Origin of the sequence: Leisingera sp. S232, assembly GCF_049800895.1 — a bacterium.
In the GTDB taxonomy this organism is placed as follows: domain Bacteria; phylum Pseudomonadota; class Alphaproteobacteria; order Rhodobacterales; family Rhodobacteraceae; genus Leisingera.
Genome location: NZ_JBNAFX010000028.1, coordinates 43171 through 62852 on the forward strand (window position 1 = coordinate 43171; position 19682 = coordinate 62852).

Consider the following 19682-nt stretch of genomic DNA (forward strand, 5'->3'; position numbering starts at 1 on the left):
ACGGATGCAGGAACCCGCCATCACGCCTGAACTGATCGCAAATCACGGGCTGAAGCCCGACGAATACGATCTGATTCTCGAAATCATCGGGCGGGAGCCGACCTTCACCGAGCTGGGCATCTTCTCGGCCATGTGGAATGAGCACTGCTCCTACAAATCCTCCAAGAAATGGCTGCGCACCCTGCCGACCGATGGCCCGCAGGTCATCTGCGGCCCCGGCGAAAACGCGGGCATTGTGGACATCGGCGACGGCGATGCCGTGGTTTTCAAAATGGAAAGCCACAACCACCCTTCTTACATCGAACCCTATCAGGGCGCGGCAACCGGGGTTGGCGGCATTCTGCGCGACGTGTTCACCATGGGCGCACGCCCCATCGCTTCGATGAACTCGCTGTCCTTCGGTGAACCGGGCCACCACAAGACCCGCCAGCTGGTCAATGGCGTGGTCGAAGGCATCGGCGGTTATGGCAACTGCTTTGGCGTGCCTTGCGCCGGCGGCGAAGTCCGGTTCCACCCGGCTTATAACGGCAACTGCCTGGTAAACGCTTTTGCGGCGGGCCTGGCCAAGACCGACTCGATCTTCTATTCCGCCGCCTCTGGCGTTGGCATGCCGGTTGTATACCTGGGCGCCAAAACAGGGCGCGACGGCGTCGGCGGTGCCACCATGGCGTCGGCAGAATTCGACGATACCATTGAGGAAAAGCGCCCCACCGTTCAGGTTGGCGACCCTTTCACCGAAAAACGCCTGATGGAAGCCACGCTGGAGCTGATGCAGACCGGCGCGGTGATCTCGATCCAGGATATGGGTGCTGCGGGCCTGACCTGCTCCGCCGTGGAAATGGGCGACAAGGGCAAACTGGGTGTACGTCTGGACCTGGAAAACGTCCCCCAGCGCGAAGAGAACATGACAGCCTATGAGATGATGCTGTCGGAATCTCAGGAACGCATGCTGATGGTGCTGAAGCCGGAGCTGGAAACCGAAGCCCGTGCTGTGTTTGAGAAATGGGACCTGGATTTCGCCATCGTTGGCGAGACCATCGCAGAAGACCGCTTCCTGATCATGCACAACGGCGAAGTGAAGGCCGATCTGGTGCTGTCGAAACTGTCCTCCACAGCGCCGGAATACGACCGCCCGTGGAATGAGCCGGTGATCCCCGAGGCCCTGACCGACGCCGATGTGCCGACCATCGACCCGATTGACGGCCTGAAGGCGCTGCTGGCCTCGCCGAACTATGCCGGCAAGCAGTGGGTCTATGAGCAGTACGACACCACTGTCATGGGCGACACCCAGCGCCGTCCGGGTGCAGGCTCCGGTCTGATCCGCGTGCATGGCACCGACAAGAAGCTGGCCTTCACCTCCGACGTGACCCCGCGCTACGTCAAAGCAAACCCGGTTGAGGGCGGCAAGCAGGCAGTAGCCGAAGCCTACCGCAACCTGACCGCCGTTGGCGCCAAGCCGCTGGCGACAACCGACAACCTGAACTTTGGCAACCCCGAAAAGCCCGAGATCATGGGCCAATTCGTTGGCGCCATCAAAGGCATCGGCGAGGCCGTGGCTGCATTGGACATGCCGATCGTCTCTGGCAATGTGTCGCTGTATAACGAAACCGACGGCAAAGGCATCCTGCCGACCCCGACCATCGGCGCGGTTGGCCTGGTGGCGGCTGGCGAGGAACCGATCATCGGCGAAGCCCGCGACGGCCATGTCGCCCTCTTGATCGGCGATACAATCGGCCACCTGGGCCAGTCGGCACTGCTGGCCGAAGTCTTCAACCGCGAAGACGGCGACGCACCGGCAGTGGACCTGGAGGCAGAAAAGCGCAACGGCGAGTTTATCCGCGCCAACCGCGATTTCATCAAAGCCTGCACCGACCTGGGCGATGGCGGCCTGGCGCTGGCCGCGTTTGAGATGGCCGAAGAAGCCGGCGTCGGTGTTCAGATTGATGCTGGCGACACCCAGACCGTCTTTGGCGAAGATCAGGCGCGCTATCTGATTGCCTGCAACTTCGATCAGGCCGAGGCGCTGATGATGGCCGCAGGCCAGGCCGGCGTGCCGCTGACATCGGTTGGCAAGTTCGGCGGTGACAGCGTGAAGATCGGTGGCTCCGAGGCGCCGCTGGCTGAGCTGAAGGAGATTTTCCGCTCCAGCTTTGCCGCTGCCGTCGCCTGACGCAGGATGGACCCCGCAAGGGTGCCAGCAAGATGATCCAGGGCGGGATGGCATTGCCGTCCCGCCTTTTCCTTTGCCCTGCGGAGCCGCGCATGACACTGCCTGACCTGACAGAGGATTGCAGCCGCTGTGCAGCCCTGTGCTGCCTGGCTTACCCGTTCGAGGCGCACGAGGATTTCGGCCTGTTGAAACAGGCAGACACGCCCTGCCCCAACCTCGCCGCGAATTTCCAATGCTCCATTCACAAGGATCTTGCCGCCTGCGGTTTCGGCGGCTGCGTGGCCTATTCCTGTGCAGGCGCCGGCCAACGCGTGACGCAAGATCTGTTTGAAGGCGAAACCTGGCGTGACGATCCGGATCTTCTGACCCATATGACCCATGCCCTGCGGGTTCTGCGTCCGATCCACGAGGCGCTTCTGGTTCTGCAGGAAGCAGCCGCGCTGCCGCTGCCACGGGATCTGCAGCAACGCTGTGCAGGTCTCACCCAGGCGCTTTGCCCCGGCAATCCTTCATCAGTCTGGGATTTTCAGGAAGACAGCGTGCAACAGGCCCTCGCAGAGGTTCCGGAATTTGTCGGGCGCGTTGCGCCTTTTGCGCAGCGCCAAGGCTAATCCCGCTTGCACAGCTCCAGCCGCACACCTACATTTTTACCAAATCAGACAAAGGACTTCCCCGGATGCCCATGCAAGCCCATGAAATCGAAGAACTGCTGCGCCAATCCTTCCCGGATGCCGAAATCCAGGTCGGCGGCTCTGACGGCGTGCACATGTCGGCGATGGTCGTCGACGAAAGTTTCCGCGGCAAGAACCGCGTCCAGCAGCAGCGCGCTGTATATGCCGCGTTGAAGGGCAAGATGGACGGCCCCGATGGCGAGCTGCACGCCTTGGCGCTGACCACCAAGGCGCCGGAATAGACCGGGATGTCGCTGTTTTCCTCCATTCTGGTGATTGGCATTGTGATCATGACCGCTGTTGTGGCGGTCGTGTCCCAGCGCCGCCGCCCGCTGGAGGATGACAACGAAGACCCGGAATACCACACCCTGCGCTCGGATTATCAGTCCGGCATGGGCGGCGGCGCTGCCCGGAGCTGGAAAGTCCCGAAAGACCCGCAGGAATACGCCCGTTTCTTTGTGCCCAAGGGGCAGCGGAAATAGCCTCTATCCGCTTTTGAAATGCCCGGGGTGACGGATTGGCAAAACCCGCAATACTGCCTATATGACGGCCAACGGAAAACGGCGCAGCTGCCGAAAGGAAATGCAGACATGACTGACGCAAAGACCCGCATCGACGAAACCGTTAAAGCCAACGACGTGGTGCTCTATATGAAAGGCACCAAGGAAATGCCGCAATGCGGCTTCTCTTCGCGCGTGGCAGCAGTGCTGAATTATATCGGCGTCGACTATACCGATGTGAACGTGCTGGCGGATGAAGAGCTCCGCTCGGGCATCAAGGACTATTCCGACTGGCCAACCATTCCCCAGCTTTACGTGAAGGGCGAATTTGTCGGCGGTTGTGATATCATCACCGAGATGGCGCTGTCGTCAGAGCTGGATACCCTGTTTGATGACAACGGCATCGTCTTTAACAAGGAAGCCGCCGACAAGATCCGCGAAGCCAACGCCTGATTGCAGGTCTCGCGTACGGCACTAAAAAAGGCGCCCTGAACGGCGCCTTTTCTTTTTTCGCAACGGGTTCCGGCCCCGGCCATCCGCTCAGCCTGCGGCCTGTTCTTCGATTTCCTGAGCCAGCGCCTCGGTGCGGGCGGCCAGTTCGGCCAGGCTTTCATTCACCTGCGGCGGCACAACCGGGATCTCGATACGCTCCGGCTCCGGGGCGGGCGCCGCCTTCAGCGCTTCCAGTTCCTGTATGCGTTCGGCCAGTTCAGCCTCAATTTCCTTGTTTCGGTCCTCAACGGCGGCGGTTTTGTCTGCCAGCATCAGCCCGGCCATCAGCAGCATCCGCGCTTCCGGCATCCGCCCGATCTGATCCGACAACACCTGCGCCTCGTCATCCAGCATTTTTGCGGCGGAATGCAGATAGCTTTCTTCGCCCTCCTGGCAGGAGACCTCAAAGCCACGGCCACCGATATGAATTGTCACCTCGGGCATTAGACTTCCTCTCCTTCAGGCAGGTTGTGGGCATTCGCCAAGAGCGGCTCCAGTTTGGCCAGCACTGCGTTGACCTGTGCCTGATCGCTGGCTTGCGCGGCGCGCAGACCTTCGATCTCTGCCTCCATGGCGGTGTTGATCAGCCCGGCGTCGCCCAGACCCTGGGCATTGGCTTCACGCAAGGACGCATTGGAAGCGCGCAGCTCCTCATTGGCCTGGCGCAGCTGCTGCAGCTCGCCGTCAAGCCGCACCAGAGCTTCGTTCTGGCGTTCCAGTTCGGCGCTCATGTCCGCCGCGGCAGGCAGTTGTTCTTCTGCCGGGGCGGAATTCGCGTTCTGGGCGTCTTCCAGCTGCGCCCTCAGGGCGTCATTGGCCGTTTTGGCTTCGTTCAGCTCGGCTTCCAGGGCGTCCTTGTCGCTGGCTGCCGTATTGGCTGTCGCTTCCAATTCGCCCTTCAAGCGTGAGACTTCAGACCGCAGAGCTTCTTTCTCAGCCGGATCGCCTGCCTCGTTGCGCAGAAGCTGAAGCTCGGCTTCCATTGCCGCCACGTCTTCATTGCTGGCCGATCCGCCGCTGCCTGCGTTGCTTTCCGCCTCCTGCAGCCGGGCGCGCAGTGTTTTCACCCGCTCTTCCAGCTGGGCGTTGGCGGTCTTTTCCTCGTCCAGCGCCTGCTCAAGCTCTGCATTGGCGGCACCGGCTGCGGCGGCCTCAGATGCTTGCGCGGCCTCGGCGATGGCCTCTTCTGCCCTGGCCTTGTCCGCTGTGCGTGCGTCTTGCAGCGCAGCGGACCCCGCGCTGATGCGTTCCAGCGCGGCCTGGATGCGGCCTTGCAGTTCTTCAATCTGGTTCATGCCCGTCCCTCACCCGTACCCGGCCGTTCCATTTTCATTGCTGCACACACCCGAATCGCGTGGGTGCAGCTGTCATGGGCCAGTTCTTCCTCAACAGGAATAAAACACCCCCCTTTGCGTTTCAACCACTTGCCGCGCTTACTTCGCGCAGAATGCACCGCATAGGCGCAAGCATGCTTGATCTTTGGCTCATCGCTGCTATTGAGCGCAGCAAATGCCTGTTAACGCCAAAGGACAATCCAAGTGGACCTGACAGCCCTGCGCACCGCCAATCCCGAACATTGGAACAAAGCCGCCGCCATCCGTGCGCTGGCGCTGGACGCCGTTGCCGCCGCCAATTCCGGCCATACCGGCATGCCGATCGGCATGGCCGATGTCGCCACCGTGCTGTTTGAAAAGCACCTGAAGTTTGACGCTGCCAACCCGCAGTGGCCGGACCGCGACCGGTTTATCCTGTCGGCGGGCCATGGCTCGATGCTGATCTATGCGCTGCTGTACCTTGCCGGCGACAAACAGGTCACGCTGGAGCAGATCAAGAACTTCCGCCAGTCCGGCGCGCTGACCGCTGGCCACCCGGAAAACTTCCTGCTGGATGCAGTGGAAACCACCACCGGCCCGCTGGGCCAGGGGATTTCCAACGCTGTCGGCTTTGCCATGGCAGAGGAAATGCAGCGCGCCCATTACGGCAAGAAGGTTGTGGATCACCACACCTATGTCATCGCCGGCGACGGCTGCCTGATGGAAGGCATCAGCCAAGAGGCCATCGGTCTTGCCGGCCGCCACCAGCTGGGCAAGCTGATTGTCTTCTGGGACAACAACAACATCACCATCGACGGCACCGTTGAACTCAGCGACCGCACCAATCAGGTGCAGCGCTTCAAGGCTTCCGGCTGGCAGGTGATCGAAATCGACGGCCACGACCCGGTTGCGATTGACGAGGCCATCGTGGCGGCGAAGAAGTCGAAGAAGCCGTCGATGATCGCCTGCAAAACCCATATCGCCCTGGGCCACGCCGCACAGGACACCTCCAAGGGCCACGGCGCGCTGACCGATGCAGACCAGCTGCAGGCAGCCAAAGACGCCTATGGCTGGACCGGCGGCGCCTTTGAGGTTCCGGCAGAGATCAAATCCCAATGGGAAGAAATCGGTGCTCGCGGCCAGACGGAACGCGCCGCCTGGGAGGCCCGCTTTGCCGAGCTGTCGTCGCAAAAGCAGGACCGTTTCAACCGCGCCTATGCATTGGATGCGCCCAAGAAACTGTCGGCCGCCATCAAGGTGCTGAAAAAGCAGGTAAGCGAAGAGCAGCCCAAAGTCGCAACCCGCAAATCCTCGGAAATGGCGCTGGCCGTCATCAACCCCTTGATGCCGGAAACCGTGGGCGGCTCGGCCGATCTCACCGGCTCCAACAACACCAAGACCGGCGATCTGGGCGTCTTTGACACCGACAACCGCAAGGGCCGCTATGTCTATTGGGGCATCCGCGAGCACGGCATGGCTGCCGCGATGAACGGCATGGTGCTGCACGGCGGCGTGCGCGCTTACGGCGGCACCTTCTTCTGCTTCACCGATTATGCCCGCCCGGCGATGCGTCTGGCCGCGCTGTCGAAAATCCCGACCGTGTTTGTGATGACCCACGACTCGATCGGCGTTGGCGAAGATGGCCCCACCCACCAGCCGGTGGAACATCTGGCAATCTGTCGCGCCACCCCGAACACCTATGTGTTCCGCCCCGCCGACACCGTGGAAACCGCCGAGGCCTGGGAAATTGCCCTCACCTCCAAGGACACCCCGTCGGTGATGACCCTGACCCGACAGAACCTGCCGACCGTCCGGACTGAGCACAAGCTGACCAACATGGTCGAAAAAGGCGCCTATGTGCTGGCCGAGGCCGAAAACAAGCGCCAGGTGATCCTGATCGCCACCGGTTCCGAGGTCTCCATCGCAATGGAGGCCAAGGCCAAGCTGGAAGCCGAAGGCATCGGCACCCGCGTCGTCTCCATGCCCTGCATGGAGCTGTTTGCTGCGCAGGACGAGGCCTACCGCCGCAAGGTCCTGCCCGCAGGCCCGGTGCGTGTCGGCATCGAAGCAGCCGTGCGCGACGGCGGCTGGGACCGCTGGCTCTTGGGCGAGCGCGGCCAGGAGAAAAAGGCTGCATTCGTCGGCATGGACCGCTTCGGCGCCTCTGCCCCGGCAGGCGAGCTGTTCGAGCGCTTCGGCATTACGGCTGAGGGCACAGTAGCGAAGGTGAAAGAACTGCTGGGCTGACTTGGCCAATGAAAAATAGAACGAAGGGCGCCCAATTGGGCGCCCCTTTCAATTCTTGAATAGAAATTGTGCGGTCTATCCTGACCATGCGCTACTGACTATTTGGTCGGGAGCCAAAAAAGGTTTTTGATACTCCTATCTGCATCCAGTCCGTTCACGAGCTTCGCGAATTCGCTCCATTTTAACCATTCTTGCCCTGCCAAGTGGTGGTCGATAGCAGTCTGGCGGAAATTAATGTAGGCGTTATAAAAACGCTTGTTGCGAGATGACATCTCAGTGCTCGATTTCACAAACTCTTTGCACCGTTCATAGCGCTCCAATGCACTTTTGGTGTCTCCAGAGAACAAATCAATGTCAGCAGCAAACAAGTTGTAGCCTACCGATCTCGGAAATTTCGAGATGAGGGTGCTGGCGATATTCTTTGCCCTGATGAAGTCGCCCTTCACGGCTAGCCGTTGGGCTCTGAGAATCTGGTAGTTTCTTAGAAACTTCATGGTAGACGGCTCGTTTTCAGTTCATCAATAACTCTGACAGTTGTAAAATCAGGGTCAACATGGTCTCGGAGTGGGCATTGGTCCAGCCGGACAGACAAACTCTCAGATGCCTGAAGACTTGCCGGACACAACTGCAATCACCGGCCCGATCACCTTGGTTGCCAGAGGGATCAGCACCAACCCCCAGGCCACACCAAATACCCCGTCCATCGCAGCCTTGGCGGTCCACTCGGCAAAGCCCTCCCAGGCGGCAGGCACTGCGTGGCCCACGGCATAGGCCCAGTCGTGGATCAGATGGCCCAGCCAGCCAAAGCCCAGCACCTCCAGCCCGTGAATAACGATGGAGCCGCCGACCCACAGCATCGCGGCTGTACCGACCACGGACAGGATCCACATCAGCACTGGCATGAACTTGACCAACCCGCGCCCCAGCCCACGCCCCACAGGCGTCGGTGCATTGCCTGCCAGATACAGGCCTACGTCGTCCATCTTCACAATCACCGCGACCGAGCCATAGACCGCAACCGTCACGCCAATGGCCACCACCGCTAGCGTCGCCGCCTGCATCCAGACATTCGGCGCCTCAATGGCGGCCAGCGCAATGGTCATGATCTCAGCCGACAGGATGAAATCGGTCTTGATCGCGCCCTTGATCTTCTGTTCCTCCAGATGGCCAGGATCTTTGACGCTCATGTCCTGCTCAATCTCGTGGCTCGCATGCGGAAACAGCACGTGAAAGACTTTCTCGGCGCCTTCAAAACACAGGTATGATCCGCCCAGCATCAGTAAGGGCGTAATCAGCCAAGGCGCAAAATTGGCCAGCAGCATGGCAACCGGCATCAACAGGATCAGCTTGTTGAATAGTGACCCGCGGGTGATACGCCAGATGATCGGCAGCTCGCGCGCAGGGGCAAAACCCTGCAGATACTTGGGCGTCACCGCCGCATCGTCAATGATCACCCCTGCGGTCTTGGCCCCGGCCTTGCCCGCAGCCGCTGCCACATCGTCGACCGAGGCCGCTGCAACCTTGGCAATTCCTGCCACATCATCCAGAAGCGCCAGTAAACCGCTCATGCCAAATCCCTCAAATCCTGTCCGCGTTTTGCGGGCCAATCTGCCTGCTTCCGCGCCGCAGCACAAGCGTTAGCGCCACCGCCTGCGGGTCGTAAAATTCCGTTACCGCCACCGGCGAAAACCGTTAGCGCCACCGTGCGCATTTTGCGCTAACAGTTTCATTTAATGCCGCTTTTACCCCTTTAGACCACATCCGCCCCGGTCTATATGGCGCCAAAGGTTTTGCTCGCTTGGAGACGTACTCATGACCATCAAAGTCGGGATCAACGGTTTTGGCCGCATCGGCCGCTGCACCCTGTCGCACATTGCCGCCTCGGGCCGCGACGACATCGAAGTGATCAAGGTGAACGCCACCGGCCCGCTGGACACAGCCGCGCATCTGATCAAATACGACTCCGTGCATGGCCGTTTCCCCGGCGAGGTCACCCTCGGCGACGGCACCATGAACCTGGGCCGCGGCGACATGCAGATGTTCTCGACCTACGACATGGCTGAACTGGACTGGTCGGGCTGCGACGTGGTTCTGGAATGCACCGGCAAATTCAACGACGGCGAAAAAGCCAAGGCGCATCTGGAGCGTGGTGCAAGGAAAGTGCTGCTGTCCGCCCCCGGCAAGAACGTCGACAAAACCATCGTTTACGGCGTCAACGACGACCAGCTGGAAGCCGGCGACACCATGATCTCCAACGGCTCCTGCACCACCAACTGCCTGGCGCCGCTGGCCAAAGTGCTGGATGAGGCCTTTGGCATCGAACATGGCATCATGACCACCATCCACGCCTACACCGGCGACCAGCCGACTCTGGATCGCCGCCACAAGGACCTGTACCGTGCCCGCGCTGCCGCCATGTCGATGATCCCGACCTCGACCGGCGCTGCCAAGGCGCTGGGTGAAGTGCTGCCGAACCTGAAAGGTCGCCTGGACGGTTCCGCCATCCGCGTGCCGACCCCGAATGTCTCCGCCGTGGACCTGACCTTCCGCGCCGGCCGTGACGTGACCGCTGAGCAGATCAACGCCGCCGTTCAGGAAGCCGCTGAAGGCCCGATGAAGGGTGTTCTGGGCTATGAGCCGGCGCCGCTGGTCTCCACCGACTTCAACCACTCCCCGGAAAGCTCGGTCTTCGCGCCGGACCAGACCCGCGTGGTCGAGGACCGTATGGTGCGCGTGCTGGCCTGGTATGACAACGAATGGGGTTTCTCGGTGCGCATGGCCGATGTCGCCGTCGCCATGGGCAAACTGGGCTAAACGCCCACTCCCCCTTGAGACTTCGCGCCCGCTCAGGTTATCTGGGCGGGCGTTTTCATTTGCGGCGGAGCTTTCATGACCAACCGGATTGCCATCTACCTCGGGCTGTTCTTGATCGCGGCCACTGTTTTTGACATCGCCCTGTTCGGCGACCAGCATATGATCTTTCTCGGCAAGAAATTTTTTGCCCTGATCGACTGGATCGCCTTCTGGCGCTGATCGCCCATCTGCCACCCGCCGACGATTTCGGGGCCATCAATTCCGGATTTTCTTCTTTCTGGTGCAAAATACCCCGGGGTGAATTGGCCTGCGGCCAAGAGGGGCAGCGCCCCTCCCCCCGTGTCAGCCTGACGAGCGCGCGGCGCTCAGCAGGGGGCGCCACGCCAGTTCAGCTGGTCTTGCCCAGACGCTCCAGCAGCCTGTCCTTGACCAGCGGGGTGACGAATTTCGACACGTCGCCGTCAAGCCGGGCGATTTCCTTGACCAGTTTCGAGGCAATCGCCTGATGCCGCGCTTCCGCCATCAGAAAGACTGTCTCAACCGAACTGTCCAGCGCCCGGTTCATCCCGACCATCTGAAACTCATACTCGAAATCGGCAACAGCACGCAGGCCGCGCACGATGATCTGGGCGCCGACATCGCGGGCGCAGTCGATCAGCAGATTCTCGAACGGATGCGCGATGATCTCTGTTCCGGTTTCCCGGCTCAGCTTGGCGCATTCCGCCTCGATCATCTCGACCCGCTCTTCCAGTGTGAACAACGGACCTTTGTCGCGGTTGATGGCGACGCCGATCACCAGTTTGTCCACCAGCGCGCTGGCGCGGCGGATGATGTCGATATGCCCGATGGTGATCGGGTCAAAAGTGCCGGGATACAGACCAACGCGCATGGGCGGCCTCCTGCCTTGTCAGTAATTTCTGCACACGCAAACATATTTGCCGCCGCGGATGCAAGAGGGCAGAATTGCGTAAATCGCGCCTGCGGCCGTGTGACCCACGTGGGCTCAGTGGCCCATGATCATATCCTGCAGCGCGTCTTTTTCCATCGCAACCTGGGCCAGCTGCGCCTTGACAGCATCGCCCAGGGTAATAATCCCGACAAGCTTTCCGTCGATTTCTACAACCGGCATATGCCGGAACCGGCCTTCGGTCATCTGCTTCAGAACTTCCGCGACGTTGGACTGGCTGGTGCAGGTGACCAGCTCTTTGGTCATGTAACCGCTGACCGGCTCCTCAAGACAGGCAGCCCCGGCCTTGGCAAGCTCTCGCACGATGTCACGCTCCGACAAGATACCGTCCGGGTATTCGCCATCAGCAGAGACCACCACGGTGCCAAAACGGTTGTCCGCTAAAACTTTTGCAGCTTCAGCGAGGCTCGCATGCAGTGCAACGGTGACAACACCCGTTCCGGCCTTTGACTTTAAAATCTCTTGAACAAGCACTCTGGGCTCCTCCGGGAAAAAATGCATTACAAATAACTGTGCCGCAACACAGCTTTAAGTCAAGGCTTCCAGCCGGGCCACCTCGTCGCGGATCCCCTTGGACAAAGCTTGGGCAAAACGGTTCAGCCGCTCGCTGCGCTGGTCACCCTGATGGCGCACCAGATGGAAACTGCGGGTCAGGCTCACCTTATCGGTCAGGATCTTGCGCAGCATCCGGTGGGCCGGCAGGCTGAAATCATGCGCCACACAGATCGCGGTGCCCTGTGCCGCCATCTTGATCTGTACCGACACAGAATTGGAGGCCAGCGCCACCCGTTCGACACCGATGTCGTTCAGATAATCCAGTTCCTTGTCAAAGATCATGTCGGGGATATAGCCGATCATCTTATGGCCCTTCAGGTCCTCCAGCCTTTCGATCGGCGGCCGGTCCTTCAGATAATGACGCGAGGCAACCAGATGCAGCCTGTAATCACAAATCTTTTGCACCAGCAATTTGCCGGCCGTTGGCGCACTGACCGTAACCGCCATATCCGCTTCACGGCGGCTGAGGTTGATCACCCGCGGCAGCGCAACGATCTGGATATCGAGGTCCGGATTGGCTTCTGCAATCTGCGCGCAGACCTGGGGCAGAATGTAATTCGCGCTACCGTCTGGCGCACCGATGCGGATCTGGCCGGACATGGTGTCGCTTGGCCCGCTCAGTGCTTCCGCCCCTGCCCGCATCGCCTGTTCTGCAGCTTCGGCATGGACCAGCAACCGGTCGCCGGCCGCGCTGAGCGCATAGCCCTGCGGGGATTTCACGAACAGCGGCGTTTCCAGCGCCGCCTCGAACCGGGCGATCCGGCGGCCAACAGTGGCGGGGTCCATCTTGAGCACACGGCCAGCTCCCGACAGGCTCGCCTCCCGTGCCACCGCCAAAAACACTTTCATATCATCCCACTGCGGATCCATCGGCCCGGGTCCTCCGTTTATTCTGTTAACGCCACGTTAACCTTTTGCGTTCCTGCAAAGCCTCTTTGAAATGTTTCCTCTTTTCCGATGTTTTTTGCAAGCCTACGATAGACCCAAGATGAACACAGGAGGATCCGATGAAAGAACTCGGCCATTTTATTAACGGCAAACTGGTCTCCGGCACCTCGGGCCGTTTTGACGATGTTTTCAATCCCGCAACCGGTGAGGTGCAGTATCAGTGCCCGATGGCCAGCGCTGCGGAAACCACCGATGCGATCGAAAAAGCCGCCGCCGCGCAGCCTGCATGGGGCGCCACCAACCCGCAGAAACGCGCCCGTGTGATGATGGCGATGGTCGGTCTGATGAACCGCGACATGGACAAGCTGGCAGAGGCGCTGAGCCGCGAGCACGGCAAGACCATCCCGGACGCCAAGGGCGACCTGCAGCGTGGCCTGGAAGTGATCGAATACTGCATCGGTGCGCCGCAGATGCTGAAGGGTGAATTCACCGACAGCGCTGGCCCCGGCATCGACATGCATTCCATGCGCCAGCCGCTGGGCGTTGTCGGTTCGATCATGCCCTTCAACTTCCCTGCGATGATGCCGCTGTGGCACGTCGGCCCGGCGCTGGCCTGCGGCAACGCCGTGGTTCTGAAACCCTCCGAGCGCGACCCTTCCGTGCCGCTGATGCTGGCGGAACTGTTCATCGAGGCCGGCCTGCCCGATGGCGTTTTCCAGGTGGTGAACGGCGACAAGGAAGCCGTGGATACCATTCTGGACAGCGAAATCATCCAGGGCGTGTCCTTTGTGGGCTCCACCCCGATTGCGCAGTACATCTATTCCCGCGCCACCGCCAACGGCAAGCGCGCCCAGTGCTTCGGCGGCGCCAAGAACCACATGATCGTGATGCCCGATGCCGACCTGGACCAGGCTGCCGACGCGCTGGTCGGTGCCGGCTTCGGCGCGGCAGGCGAACGCTGCATGGCGATCTCGGTTGCCGTTCCGGTCGGCGAGGAAACCGCCGACAAGCTGATCGAAAAGCTGATCCCGCGTATCGAGAAACTGAAGGTCGGCCCCTATACCGCCGGCAATGATGTTGATCTGGGCCCGGTTGTCACCGCAGCCGCCAAAGAGCGCATTCTGGGTCTGATCCAGTCCGGTGTTGATCAAGGCGCCAAATTGGTGGTCGACAACCGCGACTTCAAACTGCAGGGCTACGAGGACGGTTTCTTTGTTGGTGCTCACCTGTTCGACCATGTCACCACCGACATGGAAATCTACAAGCAGGAAATCTTCGGCCCGGTTCTTTCGACAGTGCGCGCAGGCACTTACGAGGAAGCTTTGAAGCTGGCGATGGACCATGAGTACGGCAACGGCACCGCGATCTTTACCCGGGACGGCGATACTGCTCGCGATTTCGCAAGCCGCGTGAACATCGGCATGGTTGGCATCAACGTGCCGATCCCGGTGCCGCTGGCCTATCACACTTTTGGTGGCTGGAAGAAATCCATGTTCGGTGACCTGAACCAGCACGGCCCTGATAGCTTCAAGTTCTACACCCGCACCAAAACCGTGACCTCCCGCTGGCCCTCAGGCATCAAGGAAGGCGGCGAGTTTAACTTCAAAGCCATGGACTAACCAACGGTTATATAACAAGAAAAGGCCCCAGATCTTCCGGGGCCTTTTGGCGTTTGTGGGCCTTCCAACAGCCGCCCCGCCACATTCATGCCCCCCAGAAGATGGGCATAGACCTGCCCCCGCAACAGCTCGCAATTCTGCGTTTCAATGCCCAAAGACGGCGGCCACAATCGCTGTCTGACAGTGCGGCGTAACGGCGACCGCGCCCAAAAACACAACGCTGAAGGCAAAGCCTCCTTCCAAATCCAGGCAGCTGAAAAAGCCCGCGGTCTGTGACTCGCGGCTGACGGCAGGATCTCAGACCGCAACACCTGCCCTGCAGCAATTTCCGCAGGACAGCTGCGTCATTACGCCAAAAACAATGGCGTTCCTGCAATGCCGCAGGAAAATCGGAGGAAATGAGGGGTCGGCAGTAAATTTTTTACTTGTTCCACGGCGTAAGTCGTCTATCCGGTCATTAACAGACAGACAAACGGCAGGCGTATGAGCAAGACAGATGAACCGGACCAGCCGCTGGCGGCTGCGAAAACCGCCCGCGACTGGGTCAAGATCCTGGCCCAATACCGCGACCCCAGCCCTCTGCGCAGCAGTTTCGAGCTGGCGGTAACGGTTGTACCTTTTCTACTGCTCTGGGCACTGGCATGGTGGTCGCTGTCGGTCAGCTACTGGCTGACGCTGGCCCTTTCGGTGTTGATTGCTGCCTTTCTGTTGCGCCTGTTCACCATCCAGCACGATTGTGGACACGGGTCGTTTTTTGCCAATCGTCATGTCAGTGACTGGACGGGCCGCATTATCGGCGTGCTGACACTCACGCCCTACGACGTCTGGCGCCGCACCCATTCGATTCACCACAGCACCCATGGCAACCTGGGCAAGCGCGGCATGGGCGACATCCATACCATGACTGTCGCCGAATACCGCGCTGCCAGCCGCTGGGACCGTCTGGTCTATCGCCTCTACCGCCATCCTGTGACCTTGTTCGCCATTGGCCCCGGCTATTTGTTCTTTCTGCAAAACCGGATTCCCTTCGGCCTGACAGACCAGTTTCGCTATTGGATCAGCGCCATGGGCACCAATGCGTCAATCCTGGGCGCATTGGGGCTGATTTGGTATTTCGGCGGGCTGATGCCGCTGCTGCTGATTTTCCTGCCTGCCACGCTGATTGCCGCCACTGCCGGCCTGTGGTTGTTTTATGTGCAGCACCAGTTCGAAACCACCCAATGGGAGCAGGAAGAGGACTGGCAGCTGCATGACGCCGCTCTGCACGGCAGCTCCCATTACGTTCTGCCGCCAGTGCTGCAATGGCTCAGCGCCAATATCGGCATTCACCATGTGCACCATCTTTACAGCCGTATCCCGTTTTACCGCCTGCCCGAAGTGCTGCGCGACCATGCAGAACTGGCTGAAGGCAACCGGATGACGATCCGCGAAAGCCTGGCCAATGCACGGCTGCATCTGTGGGATGAGGACAGCAAGCGCCTGCTGTCCTTTGCCCAGGCACGCAACCTGCCTGCCTGACCTGTTCCGGGCACTCTGGGCGGCAATGTTCCGCCGCCCAGGCCAACACAAGCCTGTGAGGCGTGGAATTTGCGCTGTGCCGGCCCTATGAATTCCTGACATAGCGACTATCTTGCAGCAGAGTTCAAAAGCAGCAGGGCAGAAGCAGCATGACCAATTTCCGCATCACCCGCCGCGCAACCCTTGTTGGGCTTGGCGCCGCTCTGACAGCCCCGGCGCTGCTGCGCGCGCAATCCACCGACGCCTTTCCGCAGAACGAACCGGCGATCCGTGATGAAGTGCCGGTGCAGCGCAATACATCCGCCTTCTCCCAGCAGAACTGGCAGGATCATTTTGAGACCCTGGGCGCTGGCTGCCTGCTGGCAGACATCAGCTCTCGCGCGTTGCATTATTGGGGCGCGGACGGCGAAACCTACCGTCTGTTCCCATCTTCGGTTCCTATGACCGAAGACCTGACCAGACGCGGTTACAGCAAAGTTGTACGCAAACGCGAAAACCCCAGCTGGACGCCAACCGCCTCAATGCGGGAACGGGACCCGACGCTGCCGGTGCGTGTCGAAGGTGGCGCCAGGAACAACCCGCTGGGCACCCGTGCGATGTACCTGGACTGGCCCGCCTATCTGGTGCATGGCACCCATGACACCCGCAAGATCGGACGACAAAGCTCTTCTGGTTGCATTGGGCTATACAACCAGCACGTCGAAGAGCTGTATGAGCTGGTGCAGATCGGCACCCAGGTGAGACTGCTCTGACCTGCGCATCCCAGCTTAGGTGACTGGAAACAGAAAAGGCGCGGAGCCCCCCGCGCCTGTTCCGTTTCCGAGGCAAGACTGTCAGGTCAGACTGATGTGGTCCGGCTTCAGCCCGGCATTGAACCGTTCCAGTGTCTTTTCCATCAGCGCTTCAAAATTGCGGGTGAATCTTTCGGTGTCATACAGGGGGCCAGTTTCAATCCCCTGCTTCACCCGCGCCTTCACATCCGCCAGATACTCCGGGTCGCGGGCCAGTTTCAGCGCCAAAGCCTGATATTGCTGCGGCGTGGAAACGGCGAGTTCTTCCAGGCTGACCGTGTGTAACAGGCTGGCCGCCACCCGCGCTGCAAACTGCTTGCCAGGCTTTGATATAACCGGCACACCGCTCCAAAGTGCTTCACTTGCGGTAGTGTGGGCGTTGTAGTTGAACGTATCCAGAAACACATCTGCAAGCGGCAGTCGCGCCAAGTGATCGGCCCGATCGGCAAACCCGGCAAACACAATTTGCTCTTCAGCCACGCCGCGCTTCTTGGCTTCTTTCAGGATGTTCGTCTTGGCCTCTTCCCGCGTCGCAAGGAACCAAAGCACACTGCCAGGAACCAGCTTCAGAAGCTTCATCCAAATGTCGAATTCATCCGGCGAGACCTTATAGGCGCTGTTGAAGGAGCAAAAGACAAAGGCGTCCTCCGGCAGACCGACTTCCGTGCGGGACGGGCGGTCCGGGCTGGCAACCCGCCTGTCATCATTCGGCTGATAACAATCCGGCATATAGAGGATTTTTTCGGAATAGTGTCTGCGGTACCTTTCCGGGACCGTCACCGGATCCGCAACCATATAGTCCATCTGCCCAACCCCGGTTGTGCCAGGATAGCCGAGATAGGTAACCTGCACGGGCGCCATCCGGCTGTTGAAGATATTTACCCGGTTCCCCTTGGTATAGCCTTTCAGGTCAATCGCGATATCCAGCCCGTCCTGTCGGGCGATCGCTGCGATTTCGTCGTTTTGCTTGTCCGCAACCTGGCGGTAAACATCCGCCGCATCTTCAGCCCGCTGCCGACCATCCTGCGTGTTAACGCTGCCATAATCATACACGTAAATTTCAAACCTGCTTCGGTCATGCAGCTCCAGCTGGCGCCCCATCAGGAACATTGTGGCGTGATCAAAAAAGTCGTTGGAGAAATATCCTATCCGAGTCTTTCGGCCCTCTGCCCGTGGCCGTTCAAACTCCACTTCTTCGTGACTTGTATTATGCAATGCAGCGACCTTCTGAGACGCCTTTTTTTGCAGAGCAGGATCATCGTCCAGCGACAAAAGCGCAAAGGGATCAATCGCGATGCTCGTCTGCTTGGATAGCTGTTCTTTCTTGTCACGCCAAGCAAGCTCAGTCCAATCACAGTTGCGGCGGCGCAGGTAGATGAGCCTGACGAGTGCCGTTGCGTTATCCGGGTCGATTTTGACCGCAGTATCAAGGTAATTTATCGCCTCCTCGTCCTGATTGAGGCGCATAAGATAACTGCCGATATATGACAGGCTTTTGGAATTCGACGGATCCAGGCGCAGCGCATCGATATGCGCAAGAATGGCCTTTTCGGGCTTGTTCATCATCTCCAAGACTTCGCCGAGCGCCGCGTAGATCAGCCTGTTCCTGTCATCCAGTTCCAAGGCCTGGCGCAGAAGATACTCCGCATCAGCGTATTTACGCTTCAGGGCAATTTTCCTAGCCTTGGCCAGCAAGGCAGAGGCCTGCTGCTGCGGCGTCACATTAAGCTGCTTGGTCATTCCGTGCTTTACCGACGCGGCAAAATCCGCACGGGCACTTGCATCGATGGCGCTGGCAAACTCCTGCTTGGCCTCGTCCCGATTTAGAGGGTTGGAAGATGCCAGAAAATGCTGAGCCCCGGTATTTGACACTGAGCCTGCTCCTTTTGGAATGCGTTTTGGTAGGTTTAACCTGCGCATGACGTGTTTGATCCGGAGTTTCGCTGAAGTTTGTTAATTTTCTCCTGACCCGCAGACAGCATCGGGTGCGGCTGTTAGGAGACACTTGATATTGCAGTAACCGGAAGAGGCCGGATGAAGCCGGAAGAACCCGGATGGCCGCATATAAAAAAGGGCTTTCAGGAAGGTTTGAGGCTGAGGACAGGCCCGGAGCGTTTGTCTTTCAGTAACCGGCAAAATGGCCGATACGGCGCCTGAAGGCAAATCTGGGACACTTCCCGTTGCAAACTCTCAAACGCCCCTGAAAGCCCTATAAAACAGGGATTAAACGCGAAGGCCGACGCAGGAAGCCGATGAAAATCACGTCTCCGAACTTGAAACAGGCACTAAAAATCGGCGGACGCTTTCTAGAATGAAATACCTGTCGCAAAAACAATGGCTTATATAAAAACAGGGGCTGAAAGAGGCGTTTCGAACTTGAAACGGATTTTCAGGGTCCTGGCAATGTCTGGTGCTTCATTGGCGCGGCCGATCCAGCCCGTCCTTCTCCGCCTCTATGATCGCCGACAATGCCTCATAACCCAGGGCCGCACGCAACACCGCGTCGACCTCCGGCAGGTAAGACACCTACAAGGCAGAGCCGTCCATCTTTGCGTTTGGCGGGTGGCCGTCCAGCTCCCAGAGTGCTCTGGCGGCGTGTTCGCGAACCGGGACCTGCTTAGGCATTCTGCTGCCCTTTGGCCTTCTTCAGCGCACGTGTCCTTCTGGTTAACAGAAGGCGCCGAATGTCCGCACGCTCTTTCACGGTTTCGGGCAAGATCTGGCGTTTTAGACTTATGCGAGCGTCCAAAACGTCAAGTCTTTGTTTTTACTCACTATTTGCAAATTCTCGCCAGCCTTTGTCTACCAATGACTGGTATACAAGGTGGAGTAAGACCCGGCGTTGCCAATTTTCGGCCGCTCTGGTAGCCATTGTGCAACTTTTTATTCCATTTGAACAGGGCGCCGATTCCCACAATGTACCGACGCCCTGCCCCATGGCCGTTGTGAGCGATACTTGAAGTGTGACTCCTATTGGCGTTGAGGGTAGGGTGATCGGCGCATTTTCTCTATCATCTTTTCACGGAAGACTTCAGCGGGCGTCTTCCATCCAAGGCACTTGCGAGGCGTATTGTTGAGCCGATCACAGATCACCTTCATGTCCTCGTCTGTGATCGTCCTAATGTCGCGCTTGCGAG

The 19682-nt window shown here is 59.5% G+C and carries 19 protein-coding genes and 1 pseudogene; 11 read left to right on the forward strand and 9 right to left on the reverse strand.

Annotated features, from left to right (window positions below; all coding sequences use genetic code 11):
- Positions 1-4 precede the first annotated feature (4 nt).
- The 5 genes from purL to grxD all read left to right on the forward strand — a co-directional run bounded on the left by purL (position 5) and on the right by grxD (position 3794).
- On the forward strand, positions 5-2170 hold the full coding sequence (purL, locus tag ACP151_RS15735) for a phosphoribosylformylglycinamidine synthase subunit PurL (RefSeq protein ID WP_424979851.1): 2166 nt from the start codon (positions 5-7) through the stop codon (positions 2168-2170).
- A 92-nt stretch (positions 2171-2262) separates the two neighbouring features.
- Positions 2263-2781 carry a hypothetical protein gene (locus tag ACP151_RS15740; protein WP_424979852.1) on the forward strand — a complete coding sequence of 173 codons (519 nt, stop codon included), beginning with the start codon at positions 2263-2265 and terminating at the stop codon, positions 2779-2781.
- A gap of 65 nt (positions 2782-2846) precedes the next feature.
- Positions 2847-3083: a BolA family protein gene (locus tag ACP151_RS15745; RefSeq protein WP_424979853.1), complete on the forward strand. Its 237-nt coding sequence runs from the start codon at positions 2847-2849 to the stop codon at positions 3081-3083.
- 6 nt (positions 3084-3089) lie between these two features.
- Complete coding sequence (locus tag ACP151_RS15750) at positions 3090-3323, forward strand: hypothetical protein (protein WP_424979854.1); 234 nt, start codon at positions 3090-3092, stop codon at positions 3321-3323.
- 108 nt (positions 3324-3431) lie between these two features.
- Positions 3432-3794 (forward strand): Grx4 family monothiol glutaredoxin, encoded by a 363-nt coding sequence (grxD, locus tag ACP151_RS15755; protein ID WP_424979855.1) that lies wholly within the window; start codon positions 3432-3434, stop codon positions 3792-3794.
- A gap of 87 nt (positions 3795-3881) precedes the next feature.
- Here the strand turns inward: grxD and ACP151_RS15760 are convergent, their stop codons facing one another.
- Both ACP151_RS15760 and ACP151_RS15765 read right to left on the reverse strand, forming a co-directional pair.
- Complete coding sequence (locus ACP151_RS15760; RefSeq protein ID WP_424979856.1) at positions 3882-4277, reverse strand: cell division protein ZapA; 396 nt, start codon at positions 4275-4277, stop codon at positions 3882-3884.
- Positions 4277-5128 (reverse strand): colicin transporter, encoded by an 852-nt coding sequence (locus tag ACP151_RS15765; RefSeq protein WP_424979857.1) that lies wholly within the window; start codon positions 5126-5128, stop codon positions 4277-4279. The genes ACP151_RS15760 and ACP151_RS15765 overlap by 1 nt, the downstream gene beginning before the upstream one ends.
- Before the next feature lie 243 nt (positions 5129-5371).
- On the opposite strand from ACP151_RS15765, the gene tkt reads away from it, so the two are divergent.
- On the forward strand, positions 5372-7393 hold the full coding sequence (gene tkt / locus ACP151_RS15770) for a transketolase (protein ID WP_424979858.1): 2022 nt from the start codon (positions 5372-5374) through the stop codon (positions 7391-7393).
- Between the two features lie 98 nt (positions 7394-7491).
- Here tkt and ACP151_RS15775 read toward each other — a convergent pair whose 3' ends face one another.
- Together ACP151_RS15775 and ACP151_RS15780 are read right to left on the reverse strand one after the other, a co-directional pair.
- The gene (locus tag ACP151_RS15775; protein ID WP_424979859.1) at positions 7492-7887 is read right to left on the reverse strand and encodes a hypothetical protein; all 396 of its coding nucleotides are present in this window, start codon (positions 7885-7887) and stop codon (positions 7492-7494) included.
- 102 nt (positions 7888-7989) lie between these two features.
- Positions 7990-8961 carry a DUF808 domain-containing protein gene (locus tag ACP151_RS15780; protein ID WP_424979860.1) on the reverse strand — a complete coding sequence of 324 codons (972 nt, stop codon included), beginning with the start codon at positions 8959-8961 and terminating at the stop codon, positions 7990-7992.
- Positions 8962-9205: 244 nt separating this feature from the next.
- Between ACP151_RS15780 and gap the strand changes: the two genes are divergently transcribed.
- Both gap and ACP151_RS15790 read left to right on the forward strand, forming a co-directional pair.
- Positions 9206-10207 carry a type I glyceraldehyde-3-phosphate dehydrogenase gene (gap, locus tag ACP151_RS15785; protein ID WP_424979861.1) on the forward strand — a complete coding sequence of 334 codons (1002 nt, stop codon included), beginning with the start codon at positions 9206-9208 and terminating at the stop codon, positions 10205-10207.
- Positions 10208-10282: 75 nt separating this feature from the next.
- Positions 10283-10426: a hypothetical protein gene (locus tag ACP151_RS15790; RefSeq protein WP_424979862.1), complete on the forward strand. Its 144-nt coding sequence runs from the start codon at positions 10283-10285 to the stop codon at positions 10424-10426.
- Between the two features lie 169 nt (positions 10427-10595).
- Here the strand turns inward: ACP151_RS15790 and coaD are convergent, their stop codons facing one another.
- The 3 genes from coaD to ACP151_RS15805 all read right to left on the reverse strand — a co-directional run bounded on the left by coaD (position 10596) and on the right by ACP151_RS15805 (position 12599).
- Positions 10596-11096 (reverse strand): pantetheine-phosphate adenylyltransferase, encoded by a 501-nt coding sequence (gene coaD / locus ACP151_RS15795; RefSeq protein ID WP_424979863.1) that lies wholly within the window; start codon positions 11094-11096, stop codon positions 10596-10598.
- A 114-nt stretch (positions 11097-11210) separates the two neighbouring features.
- Complete coding sequence (locus tag ACP151_RS15800; protein ID WP_424979864.1) at positions 11211-11648, reverse strand: CBS domain-containing protein; 438 nt, start codon at positions 11646-11648, stop codon at positions 11211-11213.
- 54 nt (positions 11649-11702) lie between these two features.
- Positions 11703-12599: a LysR family transcriptional regulator gene (locus ACP151_RS15805; RefSeq protein WP_424979865.1), complete on the reverse strand. Its 897-nt coding sequence runs from the start codon at positions 12597-12599 to the stop codon at positions 11703-11705.
- Between the two features lie 137 nt (positions 12600-12736).
- Between ACP151_RS15805 and ACP151_RS15810 the strand changes: the two genes are divergently transcribed.
- The 3 genes from ACP151_RS15810 (at position 12737) to ACP151_RS15820 (ending at position 16506) form a co-directional block, all read left to right on the forward strand.
- Entirely contained in the window at positions 12737-14236 is a 1500-nt protein-coding gene (locus tag ACP151_RS15810; RefSeq protein ID WP_424979866.1) for a CoA-acylating methylmalonate-semialdehyde dehydrogenase, read from the forward strand.
- 483 nt (positions 14237-14719) lie between these two features.
- Positions 14720-15754, forward strand: coding sequence for a fatty acid desaturase (locus tag ACP151_RS15815; RefSeq protein WP_424979867.1), 1035 nt, complete (start codon positions 14720-14722; stop codon positions 15752-15754).
- A gap of 149 nt (positions 15755-15903) precedes the next feature.
- Positions 15904-16506: a L,D-transpeptidase gene (locus ACP151_RS15820; protein WP_424979868.1), complete on the forward strand. Its 603-nt coding sequence runs from the start codon at positions 15904-15906 to the stop codon at positions 16504-16506.
- Between the two features lie 81 nt (positions 16507-16587).
- Here ACP151_RS15820 and ACP151_RS15825 read toward each other — a convergent pair whose 3' ends face one another.
- Together ACP151_RS15825 and ACP151_RS15830 are read right to left on the reverse strand one after the other, a co-directional pair.
- A complete protein-coding gene (locus ACP151_RS15825) occupies positions 16588-18417 on the reverse strand; it encodes a UDP-N-acetylglucosamine-peptide N-acetylglucosaminyltransferase (protein ID WP_424979869.1) in 1830 nt (609 codons plus the stop codon).
- Positions 18418-19515: 1098 nt separating this feature from the next.
- A pseudogene (locus ACP151_RS15830) lies at positions 19516-19682 on the reverse strand (IS30 family transposase); the annotation flags it as partial.

What these genes read in the sequence shown, in the direction of transcription:
- purL (WP_424979851.1), top strand. Translation starts at nt 5, where the DNA reads ATGCAGGAACCCGCCATCACGCCTGAACTGATCGCAAATCACGGGCTG.
- ACP151_RS15740 (WP_424979852.1), top strand. Translation starts at nt 2,263, where the DNA reads ATGACACTGCCTGACCTGACAGAGGATTGCAGCCGCTGTGCAGCCCTG.
- ACP151_RS15745 (WP_424979853.1), top strand. Translation starts at nt 2,847, where the DNA reads ATGCCCATGCAAGCCCATGAAATCGAAGAACTGCTGCGCCAATCCTTC.
- ACP151_RS15750 (WP_424979854.1), top strand. Translation starts at nt 3,090, where the DNA reads ATGTCGCTGTTTTCCTCCATTCTGGTGATTGGCATTGTGATCATGACC.
- grxD (WP_424979855.1), top strand. Translation starts at nt 3,432, where the DNA reads ATGACTGACGCAAAGACCCGCATCGACGAAACCGTTAAAGCCAACGAC.
- ACP151_RS15760 (WP_424979856.1), bottom strand. Translation starts at nt 4,277, where the DNA reads ATGCCCGAGGTGACAATTCATATCGGTGGCCGTGGCTTTGAGGTCTCC.
- ACP151_RS15765 (WP_424979857.1), bottom strand. Translation starts at nt 5,128, where the DNA reads ATGAACCAGATTGAAGAACTGCAAGGCCGCATCCAGGCCGCGCTGGAA.
- ACP151_RS15775 (WP_424979859.1), bottom strand. Translation starts at nt 7,887, where the DNA reads ATGAAGTTTCTAAGAAACTACCAGATTCTCAGAGCCCAACGGCTAGCC.
- ACP151_RS15780 (WP_424979860.1), bottom strand. Translation starts at nt 8,961, where the DNA reads ATGAGCGGTTTACTGGCGCTTCTGGATGATGTGGCAGGAATTGCCAAG.
- gap (WP_424979861.1), top strand. Translation starts at nt 9,206, where the DNA reads ATGACCATCAAAGTCGGGATCAACGGTTTTGGCCGCATCGGCCGCTGC.
- ACP151_RS15790 (WP_424979862.1), top strand. Translation starts at nt 10,283, where the DNA reads ATGACCAACCGGATTGCCATCTACCTCGGGCTGTTCTTGATCGCGGCC.
- coaD (WP_424979863.1), bottom strand. Translation starts at nt 11,096, where the DNA reads ATGCGCGTTGGTCTGTATCCCGGCACTTTTGACCCGATCACCATCGGG.
- ACP151_RS15805 (WP_424979865.1), bottom strand. Translation starts at nt 12,599, where the DNA reads ATGGATCCGCAGTGGGATGATATGAAAGTGTTTTTGGCGGTGGCACGG.
- ACP151_RS15810 (WP_424979866.1), top strand. Translation starts at nt 12,737, where the DNA reads ATGAAAGAACTCGGCCATTTTATTAACGGCAAACTGGTCTCCGGCACC.
- ACP151_RS15815 (WP_424979867.1), top strand. Translation starts at nt 14,720, where the DNA reads ATGAGCAAGACAGATGAACCGGACCAGCCGCTGGCGGCTGCGAAAACC.
- ACP151_RS15820 (WP_424979868.1), top strand. Translation starts at nt 15,904, where the DNA reads ATGACCAATTTCCGCATCACCCGCCGCGCAACCCTTGTTGGGCTTGGC.